Source organism: Microbacterium sp. JZ37 (genome assembly GCF_035188445.1).
Taxonomy (GTDB): Bacteria; Actinomycetota; Actinomycetes; order Actinomycetales; family Microbacteriaceae; genus Microbacterium; species Microbacterium barkeri.
This window is the reverse complement of record NZ_CP045253.1, coordinates 628,046-647,801: the sequence shown is the minus strand read 5'-3', so window position 1 is coordinate 647,801 and position 19,756 is coordinate 628,046. Positions and strand designations below refer to the sequence as shown.

Below are 19,756 nucleotides of genomic sequence, written 5' to 3'. Positions count from 1 at the left end.
GGCAGGCGGGTCAGACCGCGGCGCCCGCTCCCACGCGACGCAGCTTGGCCATGGGCGCGAGCTCGCCGGGGAAGACGCGCTTGACGCCGTCGCCGAGGGCGAGCTCGATGTCGCGGATGCCGGCGACGAGGGCCGCGAGCTCGGTCGGCTCGATCGAGGCGGCGTGGTCCGAGCCCCACATGCCGCGATCGAGCGTGATGTGGCGCTCGACGGCGGCCGCGCCCAGCGCGACGGCCGCGAACGAGATCGCGAGCCCGCGCTCGTGCCCCGAGTATCCGACCGGGACGCCGGCGAAGCGGTCCTTCAGCGTCGGGATCATGCGGAGGTTCGCCTCCTCCGCAGGCATCGGATACGTCGACGTCGCGTGCAGGAGGACGAGGTTCTCCGTGCCGAGGAGGTCGACCGCCCGGTCGATCTGCTCCATGGTCGACATGCCCGTGGAGAGGATGATCGGCTTGCCCGTGTCGCGCAGCGCCGCGAGGAGCCCGTCGTCGGTGAGGCTCGCCGACGCGACCTTGTGCGCGACGACGTCGAGGTCCTCGAGGAACGCGACCGACGGCTCGTCCCACGGCGACGCGAACCAGTCGACGCCGCGCTCGGCGGCGTGCGCGCCGATCTCGAGGTACTCGTCGCGGCCGAACTCGACCCGGTAGCGGTACTCGAGGTACGTCATGGTGCCCCACGGCGTCTCGCGCGGCACGTCGCGCATGTGCTCGGGCGTGGAGATCTCCGGGGTGCGCTTCTGGAACTTGACCGCGTCCGCGCCGGCGGCCGCGGCGACGTCGATGAGCTCCTTGGCGATCTCGACCGAGCCGTTGTGGTTCAGGCCGATCTCGGCGATGACGTAGGTGGGGTGCGCATCGCCCAGCGTGCGAGTGCCGATCGTGACCGTCATGAGTGCTCCTCCGGTTGTGACGAGGACGGGATGGACGCGCGGAGCGCAGCGCCCGCGCGCTCGGGCACGAGGCCCGTGCGGGAGCGCAGGACGCGCTCGGCCAGTTCGCGGACGGCGCCGTCGCCGCCCGCTCGGTGCAGGACGACGCGGGCGATCGCGAGCACGTCGGGATGGGAGCGCGGAACCGCGACGGGCCAGCCGACGATCCGCAGGCACGGCAGGTCGTTCACGTCGTTGCCCAGGTACGCGACATCCGCGAGCGCGACGCCCTGGGCATCCGCCCACTCGCGCAGAGCCGCAGCCTTGTCGTCGAGCCCCTGGCGCACGTCGACGCGGAGCTTGCGGGCGCGCGCGGCGACGACGCCGTTCGTCTCGGTGGAGAGGATGAGGAAGGGGATGCCGGCCCTGCGCAGGAGCGAGACGCCCATCCCGTCGGAGCGGCTCACGCGGACGAACTCGCGGCCGTCGGCGTCGACGAAGGCGGTGTCGTCGGTGTGGACTCCGTCGAAGTCGGTCACGACCGCTCGGGCGTCGATCGCCTCTCGCCTCAGACCGCTCACGTGACCTCCGTCAGCGGGCGTCTCCCGCTGACCTTCTACGGTCAGCGCACTGCGTGAACGCGAGGGGTCCGGAAGGTGCCCGCGAGGCGACGGCGGGGTGAAGGATGGCGCGGTGCGGGTCTCAGACGGCGCCGACGTCGACCGCGCCCGCGGTCGAGGCAGGCTCGACGTAGTCGATCTCGCGCCAGACGTCGCCCTTGCGCTCGAACGAGGTCACGCTCGAGAGGGCGCACCGGCGCGTGCGGGGATCGTGCCGCAGCGGCAGGCCCGCGATGGAGAGATGCGTGATCCAGATCGGCGCCTGGTGCGTCACGATGACGACGTCGCCGCCGTCGGCGGCGTCCCACGCGTCGTCGAGGGCCGCGTGCATGCGGTCGACGACCTCGCGGTACGGCTCGCCCCAGCTCGGCCGCGACGGGCGGCGCAGGTGCCACCAGTTCTGCGGGATGAAGACGGCGCGGCTCATGCGCTTCCCCGCGAACGCGTTCCACGGCTCGATGACGCGCTCGTCGGCGCGCGGCTCGAGCTCGAACAGCGCCGTGAACGGCTCGGCCGACTCGCGCGTGCGCTCGAGCGGAGAGCACACGAGCTCGGCGAGCGGGCGATCGAGCGAGCGCACGTAGTCGGCCGCTGCCCTGGCCATCCGCCGCCCGTCCTCGCTCAGGCGGAATCCGGGCATGCGCTCGTACAGCACGCGCCGCGGATTGAAGACCTCGCCGTGGCGGACGAGATGGAGGCGTTCGGCGGGCACAGGCCCAGTCTACGAACGCTCAGTCGGCCGCGGGCGCCTCGCGCTCGCCGCGCGGAGCGACGGCACCGGCCGCGCGCTGGCGACGCTGCGCGCGGACGCGGACGACGACGAACCAGACGACCGCGGCCGCGACGCCCACGATGACGACGTTCTGGACGATGTCCATGTACTGCTCGACGATGTGCCACCCGCTGCCGAGATACCAGCCGACGAGGATGAAGACGGTGTTCCAGATGACGCTCCCCGCGGCCGTGAGCAGCGCGAAGCGCCACACGGGCATCCGCACGACGCCGGCCGGGATCGAGATGAGGCTCCGGAAGATCGGGACGAACCGGCCGAGGAAGACGGCCTTGCCGCCGTGCCGGTGGAACCAGGCCACCGTCCGGTCGATGTCCTCTCCCGAGACGAGCGGCAGGCGCTCGGCGATGCGGCGCAGGCGGTCGACGCCGAACCAGACGCCGATGCCGTAGAGGAGGAGCGCGCCGACGACGGACCCGACGGTCGTCCAGAGGATCGCCTCCCACAGCGCGAATGCGCCGCGATGGGCGGCGAGGCCCGCCATGGGGAGGATGGCCTCGCTCGGCAGCGGCGGGAAGAGGTTCTCGGCCGCGATCGCGACGCCGGCGCCGTAGGGGCCGATGACGTCCATGAGCCCCACGACCGCATCCACGAGAGTGGAGAGCCAGGATCCTCCGTCGGCGGCGGCCGCGATCTCGGTCGTCGTCATGTCGGTGCGGCCTTTCCGTCGGCGCGGGCGGTGGGGTCGGGCTCGACGCTATCGACGGCGCATCCGGGTTCCCTGTGCGAAGGGCCGGGATCGCCTGTGCGCTCGTCGCGCGTGGTTCGGCATCTGCGCGGTTGTCAGCATCTGAGGTGTTGGGTGAGTTTGGTGTGGAGTCTGGTGCGGGAGGTGGGTGCTGGTCGGTGGCGGTGGTGTCGGTCGATCCAGTTGGGGGCGGCGATGTAGGGCACGCCGTGGTGCATGTGGATGGTCCAGCCGGAGGTGTCGAGGTGGTGGTGGTGCCACCAGCAGAGCAGGACGCCGTTGTCGGTTTCGGTGGGTCCGCCTCGGGCGTGGTCTTGGACGTGATGGATTTCGCACCAGGCGGCGGGGATGGTGCAGCCGGGGATGATGCAGCCTCCGTCGCGGGCGACGATGGCTTTGCGCTGGGTGGGGGTGAAGCAGCGTTGGATGCTGCGCAGCTCGAGGATGCGCCCCTCGGGACTGAAGACGGCGCGGAGGATGTCTCCGGTGCATCCGATCCGGCGGGCCACGGTCGCGGGGACGGGCGCGTCGACCCCGTCGAGGTGCGCGATGCCGTGCCGGCCGGTGTCGGTGTCTGTGGTGGTGAGGTCGTGGGCGGTGATGTGGATCATGACGGTGGGGGCGGCGCCGCCGAGGGTGGGGGTCTCGGCGGCGCGTGAGGCGGCCTGGATCATCGCGAAGAACGCGTCGTGGCGTTTCTGTCCGGGGGTGCGGGGGTCGTGGATGATCTCGTCCGGTCCCCACGGGTCTGTGTCGTTGCGGGTCTCGGTGTCGATCCCGTCGAAGAACCCGCCATCGCCATCCGTGTCCAGGCCATCGCTCGCAGCTGCGCCTGCCGCGCAGTCTCCTGCGGCCGCGTCCGCACCGTCCGCACCGTTGTCGGCCTCGGCCGCGTCGTCGTCGTGGTCTGTGGTGGGGGTGAAGGTGACGTGGCGGGCGGGGTTGGTGTGGGCGGAGAGGAGGTTCTGCAGGAGGGCGCCGGCTTCGGGGACGAGGGTGCCGTTGACGCGGAAGGCCCCGTCGGGCAGGGGTGTGAGGGTGAGGGTGCGGTTGCGGATGGGGCGTTCGGGGTCGGGTGGGAGGCCGTCCGCGGTGAGGACGTCCACCCACGCGTCCGCGTGCGCTTTCACGACGCTCCACGGCACGGCCGCGGCCGTGCCGTCGGAGTAGGCGGAGGTCATCTGCGCCGGGGGTGCGGCCTCGTCCAGGTCGGTCGCGATCGCGCCGGTGGCGATCCCGACGAGGTGACGCTCCATCACCTCGAGCTTGTCGGCCTCGGAGGCGGGCGCGCCGCGGCGGGCGGTGGCGACGGCCTTCACGATCAGCGCCGCCGGCTCCGCCCCGAGCAGGCCCGCTTCCACCGCCGCGGCCACCGCCGGGTGCGCCGGCGGCAGGGGGAGCCCGGTGGGGCCTTCCCGGTCGCGGGTGGCCTCATCCAGCCGCACCCGCGCGGATACCGCCGGCCCGGGGATCCCGGTGAGCCGCTCGAGCAGTTCCCTCCCGTCCCGGCAGCCGAGCTCTCCCGCGAGGGGCCGTTCCAGGCCCCGCCGGGACCGCCACGCGACCTCTCCTGCCGCCCGCACCCGCAGCGCGTCCACGACCCGCCCCAGCTGCTCCACCTGCGCGGTGAATCCCGCGAGATCTCCCGACGCCACGTCCCCCACCCGTGTGAACAGCCCGCCCAGCAACCCGACCGCGGCGCACACTGCGCCGGCCGGATCATCCTGCCCCTCATCGGGCGCCCATGGGAAGGCCATACCCCATGGTAGAACACAAATACGACAAGGCGCAAGACATTTCTCGAAGATTCTTCGAAGATCCGTTGCTCGCAATCTCGCGCGCCCAGAGCCACAAGAGAAGGGACCCATCCTCGTCCCGACCACCGACATCCTTCGGGACATGTAAGCGAAATGCTTACATGCATCTGTCGCGACCGAGCGGGACCGCCCCGCGCACTAGCCAGCGTTCGCTGTTCCGCGCGCCTCCGCCAGCCGCCCCGCGCCCTGCGAGCCCTGGCTAGTCCGCTCCCGCGAGCGGATGGCCAGGACGCGCGCGGTCCGTAGAATGGTGCGGTTCCCTTTCCTACCAGGAGGATTCTCCGTGCTGCGCACCCACAAGGCAGGCTCGCTCGACGCCTCGCTCATCGGTCAGACCGTCACCCTCACCGGGTGGGTCGATCGCCGCCGCGATCACGGAGGCGTCGCCTTCATCGATCTGCGCGATGCATCGGGCATCGCACAGGTCGTCATCCGCGACGAGGAGATCGCGCACCCGCTGCGCAGCGAGTTCGTCCTGAAGGTCACGGGCGAGGTGTCGCGCCGTCCCGAGGGCAACGCGAACCCGAACCTCGCGACCGGCGAGATCGAGATCATCGCGTCCGAGGTCGAGGTGCTCAACGAGTCGGCCGCGCTCCCCTTCCAGGTCTCGACCGCGCTCGACGGCACCGAGACCGTCGGCGAGGACGCGCGCTTCAAGTACCGCTACCTCGACCTCCGCCGCCCCGCGCCCGCCGCGGCCATCCGCCTGCGCTCGAAGGCATCGGCGGCCGCGCGCCGTGTGCTCGAGGAGCACGACTTCGTCGAGGTCGAGACCCCCACGCTCACCCGCTCGACGCCCGAGGGCGCGCGCGACTTCCTCGTGCCCGCGCGCCTCAGCCCGGGCAGCTGGTACGCGCTCCCCCAGTCGCCGCAGCTCTTCAAGCAGCTGCTGCAGGTCGGCGGGATCGAGCGCTACTACCAGATCGCACGCTGCTACCGCGACGAGGACTTCCGCGCCGACCGCCAGCCCGAGTTCACGCAGCTCGACATCGAGGCGAGCTTCGTCGACCAGGAGGACGTGATCGCCCTCGGCGAGGAGATCGTGCAGGCGCTGTGGCGCCTCATCGACGTCGAGATCCCGACGCCGATCGAGCGCATCACCTTCGCCGACGCGATGCGCCTGTACGGCTCGGACAAGCCGGACCTGCGCTTCGGCAACGCGATCGTCGAGCTCGCCGACTACTTCGCCGACACGACCTTCCGCGTCTTCCAGCAGGAGTACGTCGGCTCGGTCGTGCACCCCGGCGGCGCCTCGCTCCCCCGTCGTCAGTTCGACGCGTGGCAGGACTGGGCCAAGTCGCGCGGCGCGAAGGGCCTCGCCTACGTCACGTTCGGCGAGGACGGGACGCTCGGCGGCCCGGTCGCCAAGAACCTCTCCGACGCCGAGCGCGAGGGGCTCGCCGCCGCGACGGGCGCTCAGCCCGGCGACGCCGTGTTCTTCGCGGCGGGCCGGACGAGCGAGGCGCGCGCCCTGCTCGGCGCCGCGCGCGTCGAGATCGCCAAGCGCACGGGACAGATCGACGAGAGCGCATGGTCGTTCGTGTGGGTCGTCGACGCGCCCCTCTTCAAGCCGACCGGCGAGGACGACGACGTCGACCTCGGCCACTCCGCCTGGACCGCCGTGCACCACGCGTTCACGTCGCCCAAGCCCGAGTGGATCGACCGCTTCGAGGAGGCCCCGGGCGAGGCGCTCGCGTACGCGTACGACATCGTGTGCAACGGCAACGAGATCGGCGGCGGCTCGATCCGCATCCACCGCCGCGACGTGCAGGAGCGCGTCTTCGACGTCATGGGGATCGGCCCCGAGGAGGCGCAGGAGAAGTTCGGCTTCCTGCTCGACGCGTTCCAGTTCGGCGCCCCGCCGCACGGCGGCATCGCGTTCGGGTGGGACCGCGTCGTGTCGCTGCTCGCGGGCGCCCCGTCGATCCGCGAGGTCATCGCGTTCCCGAAGATCAGCAGCGGCTTCGACCCGCTCACGGCCGCTCCGGCCCCGATCACGCCCGAGCAGCGCGCCGAGGCCGGCGTCGACTACGAGCCCGAGGAGGACGACGAGGCCTGAGCCTCTCCCGCCCTCATGCACGACGCCCCCGCCATCCGGCGGGGGCGTCGTGCGTGAGGGACGGGTCTCAGACCTCGAGGTCGATCGCCGCGCGCCCGCTGCGGACAGACCCGACGAAGCGCGCCGCCTCGACGTGGGCGGGGTGCACCTGGTACGCCTCGAGCGCGGCGAGGTCGGGGAAGAGCGCGTCGAGCACGATGTCGTGGTTCTCACCCTCGTAGGCGGCGTTGCGCGAGACGGTCAGCTCGAGCAGACCGGGGACGACGCCGACGAGCGCCTCGAGGCGCTCCTTCGCCTCGGCCGCGTGCGCCGCGCGGGTCTCGGGGTCGGACGCGGCGAGCTGGAACAGGACGATGTGGCGGATGGCCATGGCAGAGCCTCTCGGTTCAGGATGCGGCGACGAGGGCGTCGCGCAGGCGGTCGGGGGACACGCGCCAGTGGCCGTGCAGGCGTCCGTCGATGAGGACGACGGGGATCTTCTCCCACCACTGCGCGTGAAGCTCCTCGTCGTCGGCGATCGACCGCTCGACGACCTCGATGCGGTCGGCGGTCTCATCCGGGAGCTCGGCGAGGACCTGGTCGACGACCTCGCGCGCGACGTCGCAGAGATGGCAGTCGGGCTTGCCGATGAGCGTCAGCTGCGTCATCCGGCTCAGGCCTCGATGTCGTAGCCAGCCGCGCGCCACGCGCTCGTGCCGCCCGCGACGTTCGTCGCCTCGTAGCCCCGGGCCGTGAGCGCCTCGACGACCCGGGCGGAGCGTCCGCCGACCTCGCAGATGACGTCGAACGGCTCTGCGGGCAGCTCGTCGAGCCGCATCCCGAGCTCGGACATCGGAAGGTTGACGGCACCCGGCACACGTCCTGCCGCGAACTCGTGCGTCTCGCGGACGTCGATGAGCGGAACGCCCTCGCGCGAGCGGAGCTCCTGGACCGTGATCTCGTTCATCCCTCCAGTATCCCGTGGATCACGGGCCGTCGCTCCGCTCGCGCTGCTGCTCAGCGGCGCGCCGTGTCGAGCAGCGGCTTGTAGGCGAAGCCCGCGATGAGTCCGCCGACGAGGGGGAACACGAGGAAGACCCAGAGCTGCGCGAGCGCGTCGCCTCCCCCGAAGATCGCCGACGCGATCGATCGCGCGGGGTTCACCGACGTGTTGTCGACGGGGATCGTGACGAGGTGGATGAGCGTCAGGGTGAGGCCGATCGCGAGACCCGCGAGCGCGGGGTTGCCGCGCGTGGGGTGCGTGACGCCGAGGATGACGAGCACGAAGAGCGCCGTGAACAGCACCTCGACGACGATCGCGCCGAGGATGCCGAAGCCGCCCGGCGAGAGCTCGCCGAACCCGTTGCTCGCGAACCCGCCCTCCTGGGCCGCGGCGAGCCATCCGTCGCCGGACGAGCCGATGAGCGCGATGACGCTCGTCGCCGCGACGCCGCCGATGACCTGCGCGACGACGTAGCCGGCGACGCCGCCCCACGGGAACCGGCCGGCGGCGGCCAGGCCGAGGGTGACGGCCGGGTTGAAGTGCCCGCCGGAGATCGGCCCGAAGGCGTACGCCCCTGCGACGACGGTGAGCCCGAACGCCAGCGCGACGCCGACGAAGCCGATGCCGAGGCTCGTCCCGGCATCGCTCGCGCCGAAGTCGGCGGCGAACAGCGCCGCGCCGACGCCGCCGAGGACGAGGAGGAAGGTGCCCAGGAACTCCGCGACGAGCGTCGCGGCGGTGGACGGGCCCGTGGGGTCGGGGGCGAGTCATCATGTGACGAGTCGCGGCGACAGGTGACGACCGGCGATGACGCCCGGATACCAGAAACGCCGGCCCGTGGATCACGGAGCCGGCGTTCGCGGGGGCCGCTACTTCTTGTTGCGGCGCTGGTGGCGAGTCTTGCGAAGCAGCTTGCGGTGCTTCTTCTTCGCCATGCGCTTGCGGCGCTTCTTGATGACAGAACCCACGGAAACCTCGCTATGTCAGGGGTTGGATGTCCGGTCGCGACGGCCGTCGCTGACATCCGGGATCGGGCACCATGGAAAAGTGCCTCAGAGCATCTTATCCCATGATGGGAGCGGCGCCTGAACGCCGACTCGGAGCGCTCAGCCGGCGTCGGCGATGGGGCGCTCCGACGGCATCTCGAGAGCGGCCGTGACGGCCGACTCGGGGACGCGGTAGCTGCGGCCGAACCGGACGGCGGGGAGCTCGCCCGAGTGGACGAGCCGATAGACGGTCATCTTCGAGACGCGCATGATGTCTGCGACCTCGGCGACCGTGAGAAACCGCACATCCGGCAGTTCAGCCATTCCCCCACGACCCTCTCTGTTCGATCCCGACAACTCTAGAGGCTAGCGGAGACGCCTGTAAACCCGAGTGACCCGTGTGACCCGGGCACCCGTCAGCGCGCGGCGCGCTCCCGCGCCTCCTTGAGAGCCTGGGCCTGAGCCCTGCGCGCCTGGCGCAGCGCCTTCTCCGCGGCGACGAGCGCCTTCTGCGCGTCTCGGGACGCCTTCGCCGCCGCGCGGTAGCGCTTGTCCTCGAGCACGTCGGCGTCGTCGAGCTCGATCCATCCGCCCTCGCTCGCAGGGGGCTCACCGCGGTCGAGCCGGGCGATATAGCCCTCGACGCCGTCGAGAAGGCGGGCGAGCCCGAACCGGAAGGGATCGGCCTCGTCGAGGAAGACGCCCGCATCGATCGCGCCGCGCAGCGCGGGATACCCGTCGGCGTCGATGACCGCATCGAACAGGGCCGCCTCGCGCGCCGCCACCTCCTCGGGCGCGAGCCCGTCTGCGCGCGCGGCCTCGCTGTAGCCGGCGTTCACGATCCCGCACCACCGCGCCTGCCCGGTGACGGCCAGCGCGACCGCGAGCCGCTCCGACGGAGCGAGGGGCGTCTCCGCCAGCGCGCCGAGGGCCGCATCGAGCCACGCCGAGCTGTTCGGCGTGATCGGCGAGCCCGCGATCGGCAGAGCCAGGATCCACGGATGGCGGAGATAGATCTCGACCTGCGCGCGGAAGAGCACCTCGAGCGCCCGGCGCCAGCCATCCGCCGTCCGATGCTCCTCGGGAGGCAGCCCCGTCGCCTCCTCCTGCATGAGGAGGAGCAGGTCGTCCTTCGCGCTGACGTACCGGTAGAGCGACATGGGTGTGAAGCCGAGCTTCTTCGCGACGGCGGCCATCGACACGGCGCCGATCCCCTCGCGGTCGGCCAGCTCGACGGCCGTCTCGACGATGCGCTCGACGCTCATCTCGCGCTTGGGCCCCCGCTGCGGATTCGCGGCGACCCCCCATGCGAGCGCGATGCCGCGGGGCAGCTCGACGGGGGTCTGCTCGGTCTCGCTCATGCGTCTCAGCCTAGGCCTGTATATGGCATAAACAGTGTGTTACCGTCATAAACAGTTTTGTCCATACACAGAAGGGAGACGCCATGCGTCCCGCCATCGAGGTGCGAGGACTGCGCAAGCGGTTCGGCGCGCACACCGTCCTCGACGGGCTCGACCTCTCGGTCGAGCCCGGAGAGGTCTTCGCCCTGCTCGGCCCGAACGGCGCGGGCAAGACGACGACCATCAGCATCCTCACGACGCTCGTGCACCCGGACGACGGCATCGCGCACGTCGCGGGCCACGACGTCGCGACGCAGCCCGACGAGGTCCGCCGTCGCATCAGCCTGACGGGTCAGTCCGCTGCGGTCGACGACGTGCTCACGGCGTCCGAGAACCTCGTCATGTTCGGCCGTCTCGCCGGCCTGTCGCCCCGAGCCGCCGCCGATCGCGCACGGGATCTCCTCGCCCGCTTCGCCCTGTCCGATGCCGCAGCGCGGCGCGTGGGCACGTTCTCCGGCGGGATGCGCCGCCGTCTCGACCTCGCGCTGAGCTTCGTCGTGACGCCCGAGGTGCTCTTCCTCGACGAGCCGACCACCGGTCTCGACACCCGAAGCCGCCGTGACCTGTGGGACGTCATCCGCGCCGTCGCCGCAGCCGGCACCACCGTCTTCCTCACGACCCAGTACCTCGAGGAGGCGGACCAGCTGGCCGACCGGATCGCCGTGCTGCACGAGGGCCGGGTCGCCGCGCTCGGCACGGCCTCGCAGCTGAAGGCGCGCGTGGGCGGCGACACCGTCGAGCTCCACGACGCCCGTGGCGACCTCCTCCGCGAGGTGCCGACCGACGGCACCGTGTCGGGCCTGCGCCGGGCCCTCGACCTGCTCGACGCGTCCGGCGCCAAGGGCGTCGTCTCGCTGCGACGCCCGACGCTCGACGACGTCTTCCTCGCCCTCACCGAACCCGCGTCCGCCCGGACGCCCCAGCTCAAGGAGTCCGCATGACCGCCGTCGACCTCGCCCGCCCGCGCCTGCGCGGCCTGACCGCCGAGTCGGTCTTCGTCGGGCGCAGCCTCCGCCATTCGCTGCGCGACGGTGAGTCGCTGCTCATGGCCATCCTCCTCCCCGTGATGCTCATGCTCATGTTCACGTGGATCTTCGGCGGCGCGATCGATCCGTCCGGCGGCTACGTCGACTATGTCGTGCCCGGGATCGTCTTCACGTGCGCGGGCTTCGGCGCAGCCTCGACAGCCGTCTACGTCGCCGGTGACATGAAGGCGGGCATCATCGACCGGTTCCGCACGATGCCGCTGCGAGCGAGCGCCGTCCTCACGGGACACGTCGTCGCGAGCCTCATCCGCAACCTCGTGGCGACGGCGATCGTCGTCGGCGTCGCCCTGCTCGTGGGCTTCCGCCCGACGGCCGGTCCGCTCGAGTGGATCGGCGCCGCCGCGCTGATCGCGCTGTACATCCTCGCCATCACGTACCTCTTCGCCGCGATCGGACTCGCCGCGTCGAGCCCCGAGGGCGCCAACGCCTACGGCTTCGTGCTCCTCTTCCTGCCGTACCTCTCGAGCGGGTTCGTCCCGGTGGACTCCCTGGCCGACTGGCTGCAGCCGATCGCGACCTACCAGCCCGTGACGCCCATCATCGAGACCATCCGCGGCCTGCTCTTCGGCACCGACATCGGTGCACAGGGCGCCTGGGCGCTGCTCTGGTGCGCCGCGATCCTCGTCATCGCGGTGGCCTGGGGCGGATGGCTGTTCCAGCGCAAGGCAGGGCGCCGCTGAGCAGGCGGGCGGAGGGCGCGCCCCTCCGCCCGCTCCCTCCCCTGCTCAGTCCTCCTCGTCGAGGCGGTACCACTTCCGGAACTCGCCCTCGAGCTCGCCGTTGAGCTCCTCGCGCCCGTCCGGCACGGCAACCCGCTGCGCCGTAAGGTCGCGCGGTCGCAGGGCGAACCCCTGCCAGTGCATGTCCATCGGCGACTGATCCTCATCTCGGACGACGTGGTGGAAGCCCACGGCGACCCAGGAGACGACATCGCGCAGCTCCTCGTCCGCGGAGTCCTCGATGTACTCGTGCACGCTCTGCCCGCAGGTCGACCCCGCCCCGTTGCGGACGGCGAGCAGCTCGCACGGGTCGGCATTCGTGAACGCGACGTCGTACGCCTCCTCCTCGCCGTGGAAGAGGTGATCGTGGGTGAAGGTGAAGGTGTCGCTCTTGCCGAGATCGATCTCGTAGGAGATCGGACGGCCATCGGCGTTGAGCACGCCCGGGGCCAGGACGCGCCACCAGCGCCGATCCTCCCACTGCGCGATCGCCGGATGCTCGATGGCCCGCAGACTGCCCTCCACGATCGGCGCCTTCGGCCCCATCTCCCCCGTGTCCTCCGCGTCGTACTGCTCGACCGCGAGCGCGCCCGGATCGTCGAGCGCCCAGTGGACCCGCCAGACGGCGTTGTGGGAGTGGCTCGTCGCGTGCGCATGATCGCCCTCGCCCACCGCCGTGCCGTGCTCGTGGTCGCTGAAGTCGATCGGCGAGATGTCGCCGGTCGCGCCGAGGTCGGATCGGATGACGCCGTCGGAGCCGAACGAGTACTGCGTGACGTACTCGTACCATCCGACCTTCGAGATCGTGGAGAGCTGCCAGTCCTCGCGTCGCGCGGCGACGACCTCGCCGAACTCCCCCGACCGGTACCCGAGCCCGCCGTCGACGATGAGCGAGCACAGCACCTCGCGGTGACGGGTCTTGCCGTACGTGCCGTCGTCGATGTCGGGGATGTCCGTCGCGATCCGCTCCCCGACGCACTCCGTCTCGGTGAGGGTCTGCATCTTCGTGCCGCCGAAGCCGGCGTCGGTGAGGTCGTACGTGGTGTTCTCGCCCGAGTCGTACGGGACCTCGAGCTGCGCGAGCGAGAGCTCCTCGGCGATGAGGACGGGCTCGGCATCGGTCGGCGTGAAGCGGATGTCCGTGAGCACGAGGCCGCGATCGGGATCGACCTGCCAGCACATGGCCCACTCGGCGCCGTTCTCGAGGGCGTTCGCGAGCGGCTCGCCCTGATCGCAGTCGAACGTCGCGGCGTGCGGCGCCTCCTCGGGCGCTGCCTGCGGCTCATCCGTGCAGGCGGCGAGGCCACCCGCCGCCACCAGCGCGATCAACGCGGCCCCCGCTCGCCTTCGCATGCTCTCGATTCTCACAGAACTCCTCCCCCGCACACGCCGACGGCGGCCCCGTCTCCGAGGCCGCCGCCGGTGTGCGCGTCAGATGGTCAGTCCTTGCGGACCAGCCACTTGCTGCGGGTGGCGCCGAGCAGGATGCCCGTGCCGGCGAGGATCACCAGCAGCGCCAGCGGGATCGCGTCGAACTCGCCGCCGGTCGGCGAGAGCGGGCGCTTCTTGCCGCCGCTGTCGCCGTTGCCGTTGCTCGAGCTGTTCGCGTTCGCGTCGCTGTCGTTGTCAGCGTTCGCGGTGCTGTCGTTGTCAGCGTTGGCGTCGGACTCGTTGTCGGAGTCGGCGTTGCTGCTGCTGTCCGCATTGCTGGAGCTGTCCGCATTGCTGGAGCTGTCCGCGTTGCTGGAGCTGTCCGCATTGCTGGAGCTGTCCGCATTGCTGGAGCTGTCCGCATTGCTGGAGCTGTCCGCGTTGCTGGAGCTGTCCGCGTTGCTGGAGCTGTCCGCATTGCTGGAGCTGTCCGCATTGCTGGAGCTGTCAGCGTTGCTGCTGCTGTCAGCGTTCGCGTCGCTGTCGGCGTTGCTGCTGTCGTCGGCGTCGCCCTCGTTCGCGACGGTCAGCGGCGCCTCGACGACCGCGTCTCCGTCGGTTCCGACGACCGTGTAGTCGCCGGGCTCCGCGTCAGCGGGAACGGGGACGCACGTGCCGGCCGGCAGGTTGCCGTCGGCGTCCGCCGTGACGACCACCGGGTCGCCCACGGGGTTGCCATCGGCATCCGTCAGCTGGATCGTGACCTCCGAGTTCGGCAGCCAGCCGCCCGAGACGACGTCGGCGCACGTGCCGGGCGCCGCCGGGGTCTCGACCTCGAGCGTCGGCGAGTACACGTCGACGGTGTCGGACAGCTGCAGGCCCTCCGCGTCGGCCGCCGTGACGGTGAAGACACCGGCCTCGGCGTCCGCCGGGATCGGCACGGCCGTGCCGGCCGGCACGTCGCCCTCGGCGTCGGTGGTCACGACCACGGGCTCGCCCGCGTCCGCGCCCTCGGGGTCCGAGAGCTGGAGGGTGACCTCCGACTCAGGGGCCCAGCCGCCCGACGTGATCTCCGACTCGCCGCCGGCCGGAACCGGCGACTCCGCGTCGAAGGTCGGCTCACCGGAGGCCGCGATGACCTCGACCGGTGCGGAGACCTCCGCGCCGTTCGCGTCGGTCGCGACGACCGTGTGCGCACCGAGTGCGGCGTCGGCGGGAACCGGAACCGTGGTGCCGGCGGGGACGCTGCCGTCCGCGTCGACCGTCACGGCCACCGGGTCGCCCACCGGCGCACCCTCGCCATCCGTCAGCTGCAGCGAGACCTCGCTGTCGCCGATCCAGCCGGACGACGTGACCTCGGTCGCGTCACCGGCCTCGACCGGAGACGTGGCCTCGATGACCGGCGCGTAGACCGCGAGCGGAGCCTCAGCCGTGTTCTCGTTGGCGTCCGTGCCGACGACCGTGTAGTCGCCCGCGGGAGCGTCAGCGGGAACAGGGACCGTCGTGCCGGCGGGGACGCTGCCGTCCGCTTCGGTCGTGACGACCACCGGGCCGCCCACGGGGTTTCCGTCGGCGTCCGTCAGCTGGAGCGAGACCTCGGACTCAGGAGCCCAGCCGCCCGATGTCACCTCGGTCGCGCCACCGGCCGGAACCGGAGACGTGACCTCGATGGACGCGATGATCTCCACTGTGTCAGAGACCTCGGCGCCGTTCGCGTCGGTCGCGACGACGGTGAACATGTCACCGGCTGCCGCGTCAGCGGGGATGGAGACCGTCGCGCCTGCGGGCACGGTGCCCTCGGCGTCGGTCGTGACCGTCACGGGGTCGCCAGCGGCGTTGCCGTCGGCGTCCTCGAGCTGGAGCGTGACCTCCGACTCCGGCAGCCAGCCGCCCGACGTCACCTCGGTCTCGCCGCCGGCGATCTCCGGCGACGTGACGTCGATCGCGGGAGCGTAGACCGCGACCGGAGCCGAGATCGCGTTGCCGTTCTCGTCGGTCGCCGTCACGGCGTAGTCGCCTGCTGTCGTGCCTGCAGGAACCGGGATGGCCGTGGCCGGGATGTCGCCGGCCGCGTCGGTCGCGACCGGAACCGGGTCGCCCGCGGGGTTGCCGTCAGCGTCCGTCAGCTGGAGCGTGACCTCCGACTCGGGCAGCCACCCGCCCGACGTCACCTCGGTCTCGCCACCGGCCGGAACCGGAGACGTCGCCTCGATGGCCGGAGCGATGACCTCGACCGGAGCCGAGACCTCGGCGCTGTTCGCGTCCGAGCCGACCACCGTGTACGCGCCCGCAGGAGCGTCAGCGGGGATCGGGACGACCGTCCCGGCGGGGACGTTGCCGTCCGCGTCCGTCGTGACCGTCACCGGGTCGCCCACGGGGTTGCCGTCAGCGTCCGTCAGCTGGAGCGTGACCTCCGACTCGGGCAGCCAGCCGCCCGACGTCACCTCGGTCTCGCCACCCGCGATCTCCGGCGACGTGGCCTCGATCGACGGCGCGTAGACCTCGACGGCGTCCTCGGCCGTGTTGCCGTTCGCGTCCGAGGCGACGACCGTGTAGTCGCCCGCAGGGGCGTCAGCCGGAACCGGGACCACCGTGCCGGCGGGGACGTTGCCCTCCCCGTCCGTCGTGACCGTCACCGGGTCGCCCACCGGGTTGCCGTCGGCGTCCGCGAGCTGGAGCGTGACCTCCGACTCCGGCAGCCAGCCGCCCGACGTGATCTCCGACTCGCCGCCGGCCGGAACCGGCGAGGAGGCGTCGACCGTCACCGCGCGGGCGACGATCTCGACCGTGTCGGAGACCTCGGCGCCGTTCGCGTCCGTCGCGACGACGGTGAACACGTCACCGGGGGTCGCGTCGGCCGGGGTCGGGACCGTCGTGCCGGCGGGGACGCTGCCGTCCGCGTCGGTCGTCACCGGAACCGGGTCGCCCACGGGGTTGCCGTCGGCGTCCTCGAGCTGGAGCGTGACCTCCGACTCGGGGACCCAGCCGCCCGAGGTGACCTCGGTCGGGTCACCGGCCTCGACCGGCGACGTGACCTCGATCGCGGGAGCGTAGACCGTGACCGGAGCCGAGATCGCGTTGCCGTTCTCGTCGGTCGCCGTCACGGAGTACTCACCCGCAGGAGCGTCAGCCGGGACCGGGATGGCCGTGGCCGGCACGTTGCCGCCCGCATCCGCCGTGACCGGAACCGGGTCGCCCACGGGGTTGCCGTCCGCGTCCACGAGCTGAAGCGTCAGCGGGGTGTCGGCCGGCCATCCGCCCGACGTCACCGAGGTCTCGCCACCGGCCGGAACCGGGGACGTCGCCTCGATCGTCGGCGCGATGACGTCGACCGGGGCCGAGACCTCGGTGCCGTTCGCGTCGGTGCCGACGACGGTGTAGGCGCCCGCGGGTGCATCAGCCGGAACCGGGACGACCGTGCCGGCGGGGACGTCGCCGTCCGCGTCCGCCGTGACCGGAACCGGGTCGCCCACGGGGTTGCCGTCAGCGTCCGTCAGCTGGAGCGTGACCTCCGACTCCGGCAGCCATCCGCCCGAGGTCACCTCGGTCTCGCCACCGGCGATCTCCGGCGACGTGGCCTCGAGCGTCGGCGCGTAGACCTCGATCGGGCCCTCGACCTGACCGCCTTCGGGGTCGGTGCCGATGACCGTGTAGTCGCCGGGCTCCGTGCCCTCGGGGATCGTGACGCACGTGTCAGCCGGGACGTTGCCCGCGCCGTCGGTGGTCGCCGTGACCGGGTCGCCGACCGGGTTGCCGGCCGCGTCGGTCAGCTGGAAGGTGACCTCCGTGTTCGGCTGCCAGCCGCCCGAGACGATCGCGACGCAGGCGCCGGGAGCGGCCGGGGTGAGCGGCTCGAGCGTCGGCAGGTACACCTGGATGGTGTCCTCCGCGGTCTCGCCGTTCGGGTCCGTGCCGACGACCGTGTAGTCGCCCGCCGGCGTGCCGGCCGGGATCGGCAGCGTCGTCCCCGCGGGGAAGGCGCCGGCGTCGTCGGTCGTCACCGTGATCGGGTCGCCGACCGCGTTGCCGTCGGCGTCCTGCAGCTGGACCGTCACGTCGACCGTGGGGTCCCAGTTCTCCGACGTGATCTCGGTCTCGTCACCGGCCGGAGCAGGCGAGGAGGCGTCGAGCACGGGCGCGGTCGGGTCTGCGACGACGAGCGGCGACGTGATCTCGGCGCCGTTCGGGTCGGTGCCGACGACGGTGTAGTCGCCGGGCTCGGTGCCCTCGGGGACGAGGACGCACGTGTCAGCCGGGATGTTGCCCTCGGCGTCGGTCGTGACGACGACCGGATCGCCGACCGGGTTGCCCGCCGCGTCGGTCAGCTGGAACGTGACCTCCGTGCTCGGCAGCCATCCACCCGAGGTCAGGACCGAGCACTCCGTGGGGAACACGGGCGACTGGGCCGTGAGCGTCGGGGCGTAGACGGTGACCGGAGCCTCCGCGGTCTGCCCGTTCGGGTCGGCCGCGGTGAGCGTCAGCTCACCGGCCGGGGTGTCCGCGGGAACCGGGACGACCGTGCCGGCGGGGAACGCGCCGTTCGCGTCCGTCGTCACGACGACCGGCTCGCCGACGGGGTTGCCCGCGGCGTCCTCCAGCTGGAGGGTGACGTCGGTCGCAGGAGCCCAGCCGCTCGACGTGACGTCGATGTCGGTCCCCGCAGGCACCGGCGACTCGGCGTCCAGAGTGATCGCACAGGCGTCGACCCGGAGACCGGCGTTGCCGATGTTGAACCGACCCACGCCGCCCGCGACCCCGAAGCTCAGCGCCGAGAGCTGGAGCGACGCGAGCGTCTCGCCGCCTGCCGGCAGGGTGCAGCTCGCGGTCTCCTGGTGGTTCAGCTGAACCGAGAAGACGTTGTCTGCGAAGAGCTCGATGAACGGGTTGAGAACCGCACGGACCGGAGCGGTGATCGTGTCGGTCTTGATCGTCTCGAACGCCTGGTACAGCGCACCCGCCGGGTCCGTCAGCACCGGGCTGAGCCCGCTGACCACGGTCTGCACGAGCGGCACGGCCGTGCCGCACAGAGCGACGCCGCCGAGGCCGCCGCCGACGCAGGGCTCGACGATGTCGCCCGAGAGGTTCATGGCGAACGCCGCCGTGCCCGCGACCGACGTGATGTCGAAGTCGATGACCACGCTGTCGAGCGAGTTGATCGCCGAGTCGAGAGCGACGTCGATCACCTTCTCGATGACGTCGTGGATGCTCGACGCGATGAACGGGTAGGTCTCATCGTCGATCAGCTCGGTGTTGGGGTTCTGGTTGTTGATCCCGACCGGGCGGTCGATGATGCCGTCGTCGTTGCCGCCGATCCGGGCGAGGTCGACCGTGATCGTGCCCTCGCTGAGGTTGATCGACGCGAGACCGTCGTCCGTCTCGATCGGACCGAGCATGACCGCATCGAGCACGTCCTGCTGAAGGTTGCTCGTGATCGTCGTCTCGACCGTCGCCCCAGGCACGAGCGTGCCGAGCCCGAGCGCGGTGTTGATCGTGTCGACGAGCGTCTGCTCCATCTGGCCCACGGCGTCGCTGAGGCCGGCGGCGGCCGTCTCAAGTGCAGGCGAGTGGAGTTCGAGCTTCATGTCGCCGACGCGGTATTGACCCGCGCCGCCGACCGCGTCGGGGTCCTGGAACTGTCCGTCGACAGCCTCGACCCACGCGCCGCCGAGCCCGAAGCTCAGGTCGGCCTGATCGACCGCCGGGTCCGTGACGCCACCGAGACCGGCCGCCTGGAACACCGAGAGCAGGTTGATGCGCGCCGTGCCGAAGTCGGAATCGGTGCCGTCGAGCGCGAGTCCGCCGTCCGCACCGGCGATGCCGGTGATGGCCTCGCCGTTGCGGCCGTCGGTCGCGGTCGACTCGCTCTGGATGACGCCGAGCTCGCCGAACTGGATGAACTGGTCCAGCGGGATGGTGTACCCCGCGCCGAAGTCGATGACCTCGGCTCCGACGAACGAGCCGCTGAACGCCTCGCGGTTCGGGCCGGGATTCGACACCGAGCCGGCGTGCGAGTGCGCGGCGCTGAGGACGTCGTCGCCGTTCAGCACGAGCTCGGCGATGTTCGCCTCCGCCTCGGTCGGCTCGTCCGGATAGGTGTTCAGTCCTGCGGCCATGGCCGCATTCGTGGTCGAGACGATCATGGCCGCGGCGACCGCCGCGGCTGTCCCGGTCAGAAGGCTGGGCAGCTGCCAGCGCTTCCTCCCCCTCGTGCCACCCCGAGCCGGCGGCAGATTTCGCTGTTGACGCATCAACCTTCGCCCTTCTATGTGACGCAACTCCCCCAAGTGCCGACACGGGTCGACCGAGCGCGCTCGTGATGCCAGTATTACGGGATCACATTCAGGTTGTCCACAGGTCCCGCGAAAGTTCTTCCCAGCGTCGAAGGGATGCCCCGACGGGCTTCC

Annotated in this window: 17 protein-coding genes; 3 read left to right on the top strand and 14 right to left on the bottom strand. The window is 71.5% G+C overall.

What is annotated here, in order from left to right; all coding sequences use genetic code 11:
- Positions 1-10: 10 nt before the first annotated feature.
- The 5 genes from GC092_RS02825 to GC092_RS02805 all read right to left on the bottom strand — a co-directional run bounded on the left by GC092_RS02825 (position 11) and on the right by GC092_RS02805 (position 4,729).
- A complete protein-coding gene (locus GC092_RS02825; RefSeq protein WP_324013987.1) occupies positions 11-895 on the bottom strand; it encodes an N-acetylneuraminate synthase family protein in 885 nt (294 codons plus the stop codon).
- On the bottom strand, positions 892-1,455 hold the full coding sequence (locus GC092_RS02820) for a KdsC family phosphatase (RefSeq protein WP_374727746.1): 564 nt from the start codon (positions 1,453-1,455) through the stop codon (positions 892-894). The genes GC092_RS02825 and GC092_RS02820 overlap by 4 nt, the downstream gene beginning before the upstream one ends.
- Positions 1,456-1,576: 121 nt before the next feature.
- Positions 1,577-2,206 (bottom strand): histidine phosphatase family protein, encoded by a 630-nt coding sequence (locus tag GC092_RS02815; RefSeq protein ID WP_324013986.1) that lies wholly within the window; start codon positions 2,204-2,206, stop codon positions 1,577-1,579.
- 19 nt (positions 2,207-2,225) lie between these two features.
- Positions 2,226-2,933: a DedA family protein gene (locus GC092_RS02810; RefSeq protein ID WP_324013984.1), complete on the bottom strand. Its 708-nt coding sequence runs from the start codon at positions 2,931-2,933 to the stop codon at positions 2,226-2,228.
- Positions 2,934-3,067: 134 nt separating this feature from the next.
- Positions 3,068-4,729 carry an HNH endonuclease signature motif containing protein gene (locus GC092_RS02805; protein ID WP_324013983.1) on the bottom strand — a complete coding sequence of 554 codons (1,662 nt, stop codon included), beginning with the start codon at positions 4,727-4,729 and terminating at the stop codon, positions 3,068-3,070.
- Between the two features lie 343 nt (positions 4,730-5,072).
- Between GC092_RS02805 and aspS the strand changes: the two genes are divergently transcribed.
- Positions 5,073-6,848, top strand: a complete 1,776-nt coding sequence (aspS, locus tag GC092_RS02800; RefSeq protein ID WP_324013981.1) for an aspartate--tRNA ligase — start codon at positions 5,073-5,075, stop codon at positions 6,846-6,848.
- A gap of 67 nt (positions 6,849-6,915) precedes the next feature.
- Here the strand turns inward: aspS and GC092_RS02795 are convergent, their stop codons facing one another.
- The 7 genes from GC092_RS02795 to GC092_RS02765 all read right to left on the bottom strand — a co-directional run bounded on the left by GC092_RS02795 (position 6,916) and on the right by GC092_RS02765 (position 10,177).
- Positions 6,916-7,218, bottom strand: a complete 303-nt coding sequence (locus GC092_RS02795) for a Dabb family protein (protein ID WP_271174421.1) — start codon at positions 7,216-7,218, stop codon at positions 6,916-6,918.
- A 16-nt stretch (positions 7,219-7,234) separates the two neighbouring features.
- Positions 7,235-7,495 carry a glutaredoxin family protein gene (locus tag GC092_RS02790; protein WP_282980178.1) on the bottom strand — a complete coding sequence of 87 codons (261 nt, stop codon included), beginning with the start codon at positions 7,493-7,495 and terminating at the stop codon, positions 7,235-7,237.
- A gap of 5 nt (positions 7,496-7,500) precedes the next feature.
- On the bottom strand, positions 7,501-7,794 hold the full coding sequence (locus GC092_RS02785; protein ID WP_271174419.1) for a rhodanese-like domain-containing protein: 294 nt from the start codon (positions 7,792-7,794) through the stop codon (positions 7,501-7,503).
- Positions 7,795-7,844: 50 nt separating this feature from the next.
- Positions 7,845-8,543 carry an aquaporin Z gene (gene aqpZ / locus GC092_RS02780; protein WP_271174426.1) on the bottom strand — a complete coding sequence of 233 codons (699 nt, stop codon included), beginning with the start codon at positions 8,541-8,543 and terminating at the stop codon, positions 7,845-7,847.
- Between the two features lie 156 nt (positions 8,544-8,699).
- Positions 8,700-8,798 (bottom strand): 30S ribosomal protein bS22, encoded by a 99-nt coding sequence (locus GC092_RS02775; RefSeq protein ID WP_003792170.1) that lies wholly within the window; start codon positions 8,796-8,798, stop codon positions 8,700-8,702.
- Between the two features lie 138 nt (positions 8,799-8,936).
- Positions 8,937-9,140, bottom strand: coding sequence for a helix-turn-helix domain-containing protein (locus GC092_RS02770; protein ID WP_271174418.1), 204 nt, complete (start codon positions 9,138-9,140; stop codon positions 8,937-8,939).
- 92 nt (positions 9,141-9,232) lie between these two features.
- A complete protein-coding gene (locus tag GC092_RS02765; protein ID WP_282980173.1) occupies positions 9,233-10,177 on the bottom strand; it encodes a TetR/AcrR family transcriptional regulator in 945 nt (314 codons plus the stop codon).
- A gap of 83 nt (positions 10,178-10,260) precedes the next feature.
- Here GC092_RS02765 and GC092_RS02760 point away from each other — a divergent pair, with 83 nt between their 5' ends.
- Positions 10,261-11,157 (top strand): efflux ABC transporter ATPase subunit, DrrA-related, encoded by an 897-nt coding sequence (locus GC092_RS02760; protein WP_324013977.1) that lies wholly within the window; start codon positions 10,261-10,263, stop codon positions 11,155-11,157.
- Positions 11,154-11,942 carry an ABC transporter permease gene (locus GC092_RS02755; RefSeq protein ID WP_324013975.1) on the top strand — a complete coding sequence of 263 codons (789 nt, stop codon included), beginning with the start codon at positions 11,154-11,156 and terminating at the stop codon, positions 11,940-11,942. The genes GC092_RS02760 and GC092_RS02755 overlap by 4 nt, the downstream gene beginning before the upstream one ends.
- A gap of 45 nt (positions 11,943-11,987) precedes the next feature.
- On the opposite strand, the gene GC092_RS02750 is transcribed toward GC092_RS02755, so the two are convergent.
- Positions 11,988-13,349: a copper amine oxidase gene (locus GC092_RS02750; RefSeq protein WP_324013974.1), complete on the bottom strand. Its 1,362-nt coding sequence runs from the start codon at positions 13,347-13,349 to the stop codon at positions 11,988-11,990.
- A 71-nt stretch (positions 13,350-13,420) separates the two neighbouring features.
- Positions 13,421-19,465 (bottom strand): hypothetical protein, encoded by a 6,045-nt coding sequence (locus GC092_RS02745; protein ID WP_324013972.1) that lies wholly within the window; start codon positions 19,463-19,465, stop codon positions 13,421-13,423.
- Positions 19,466-19,756 lie beyond the last annotated feature (291 nt).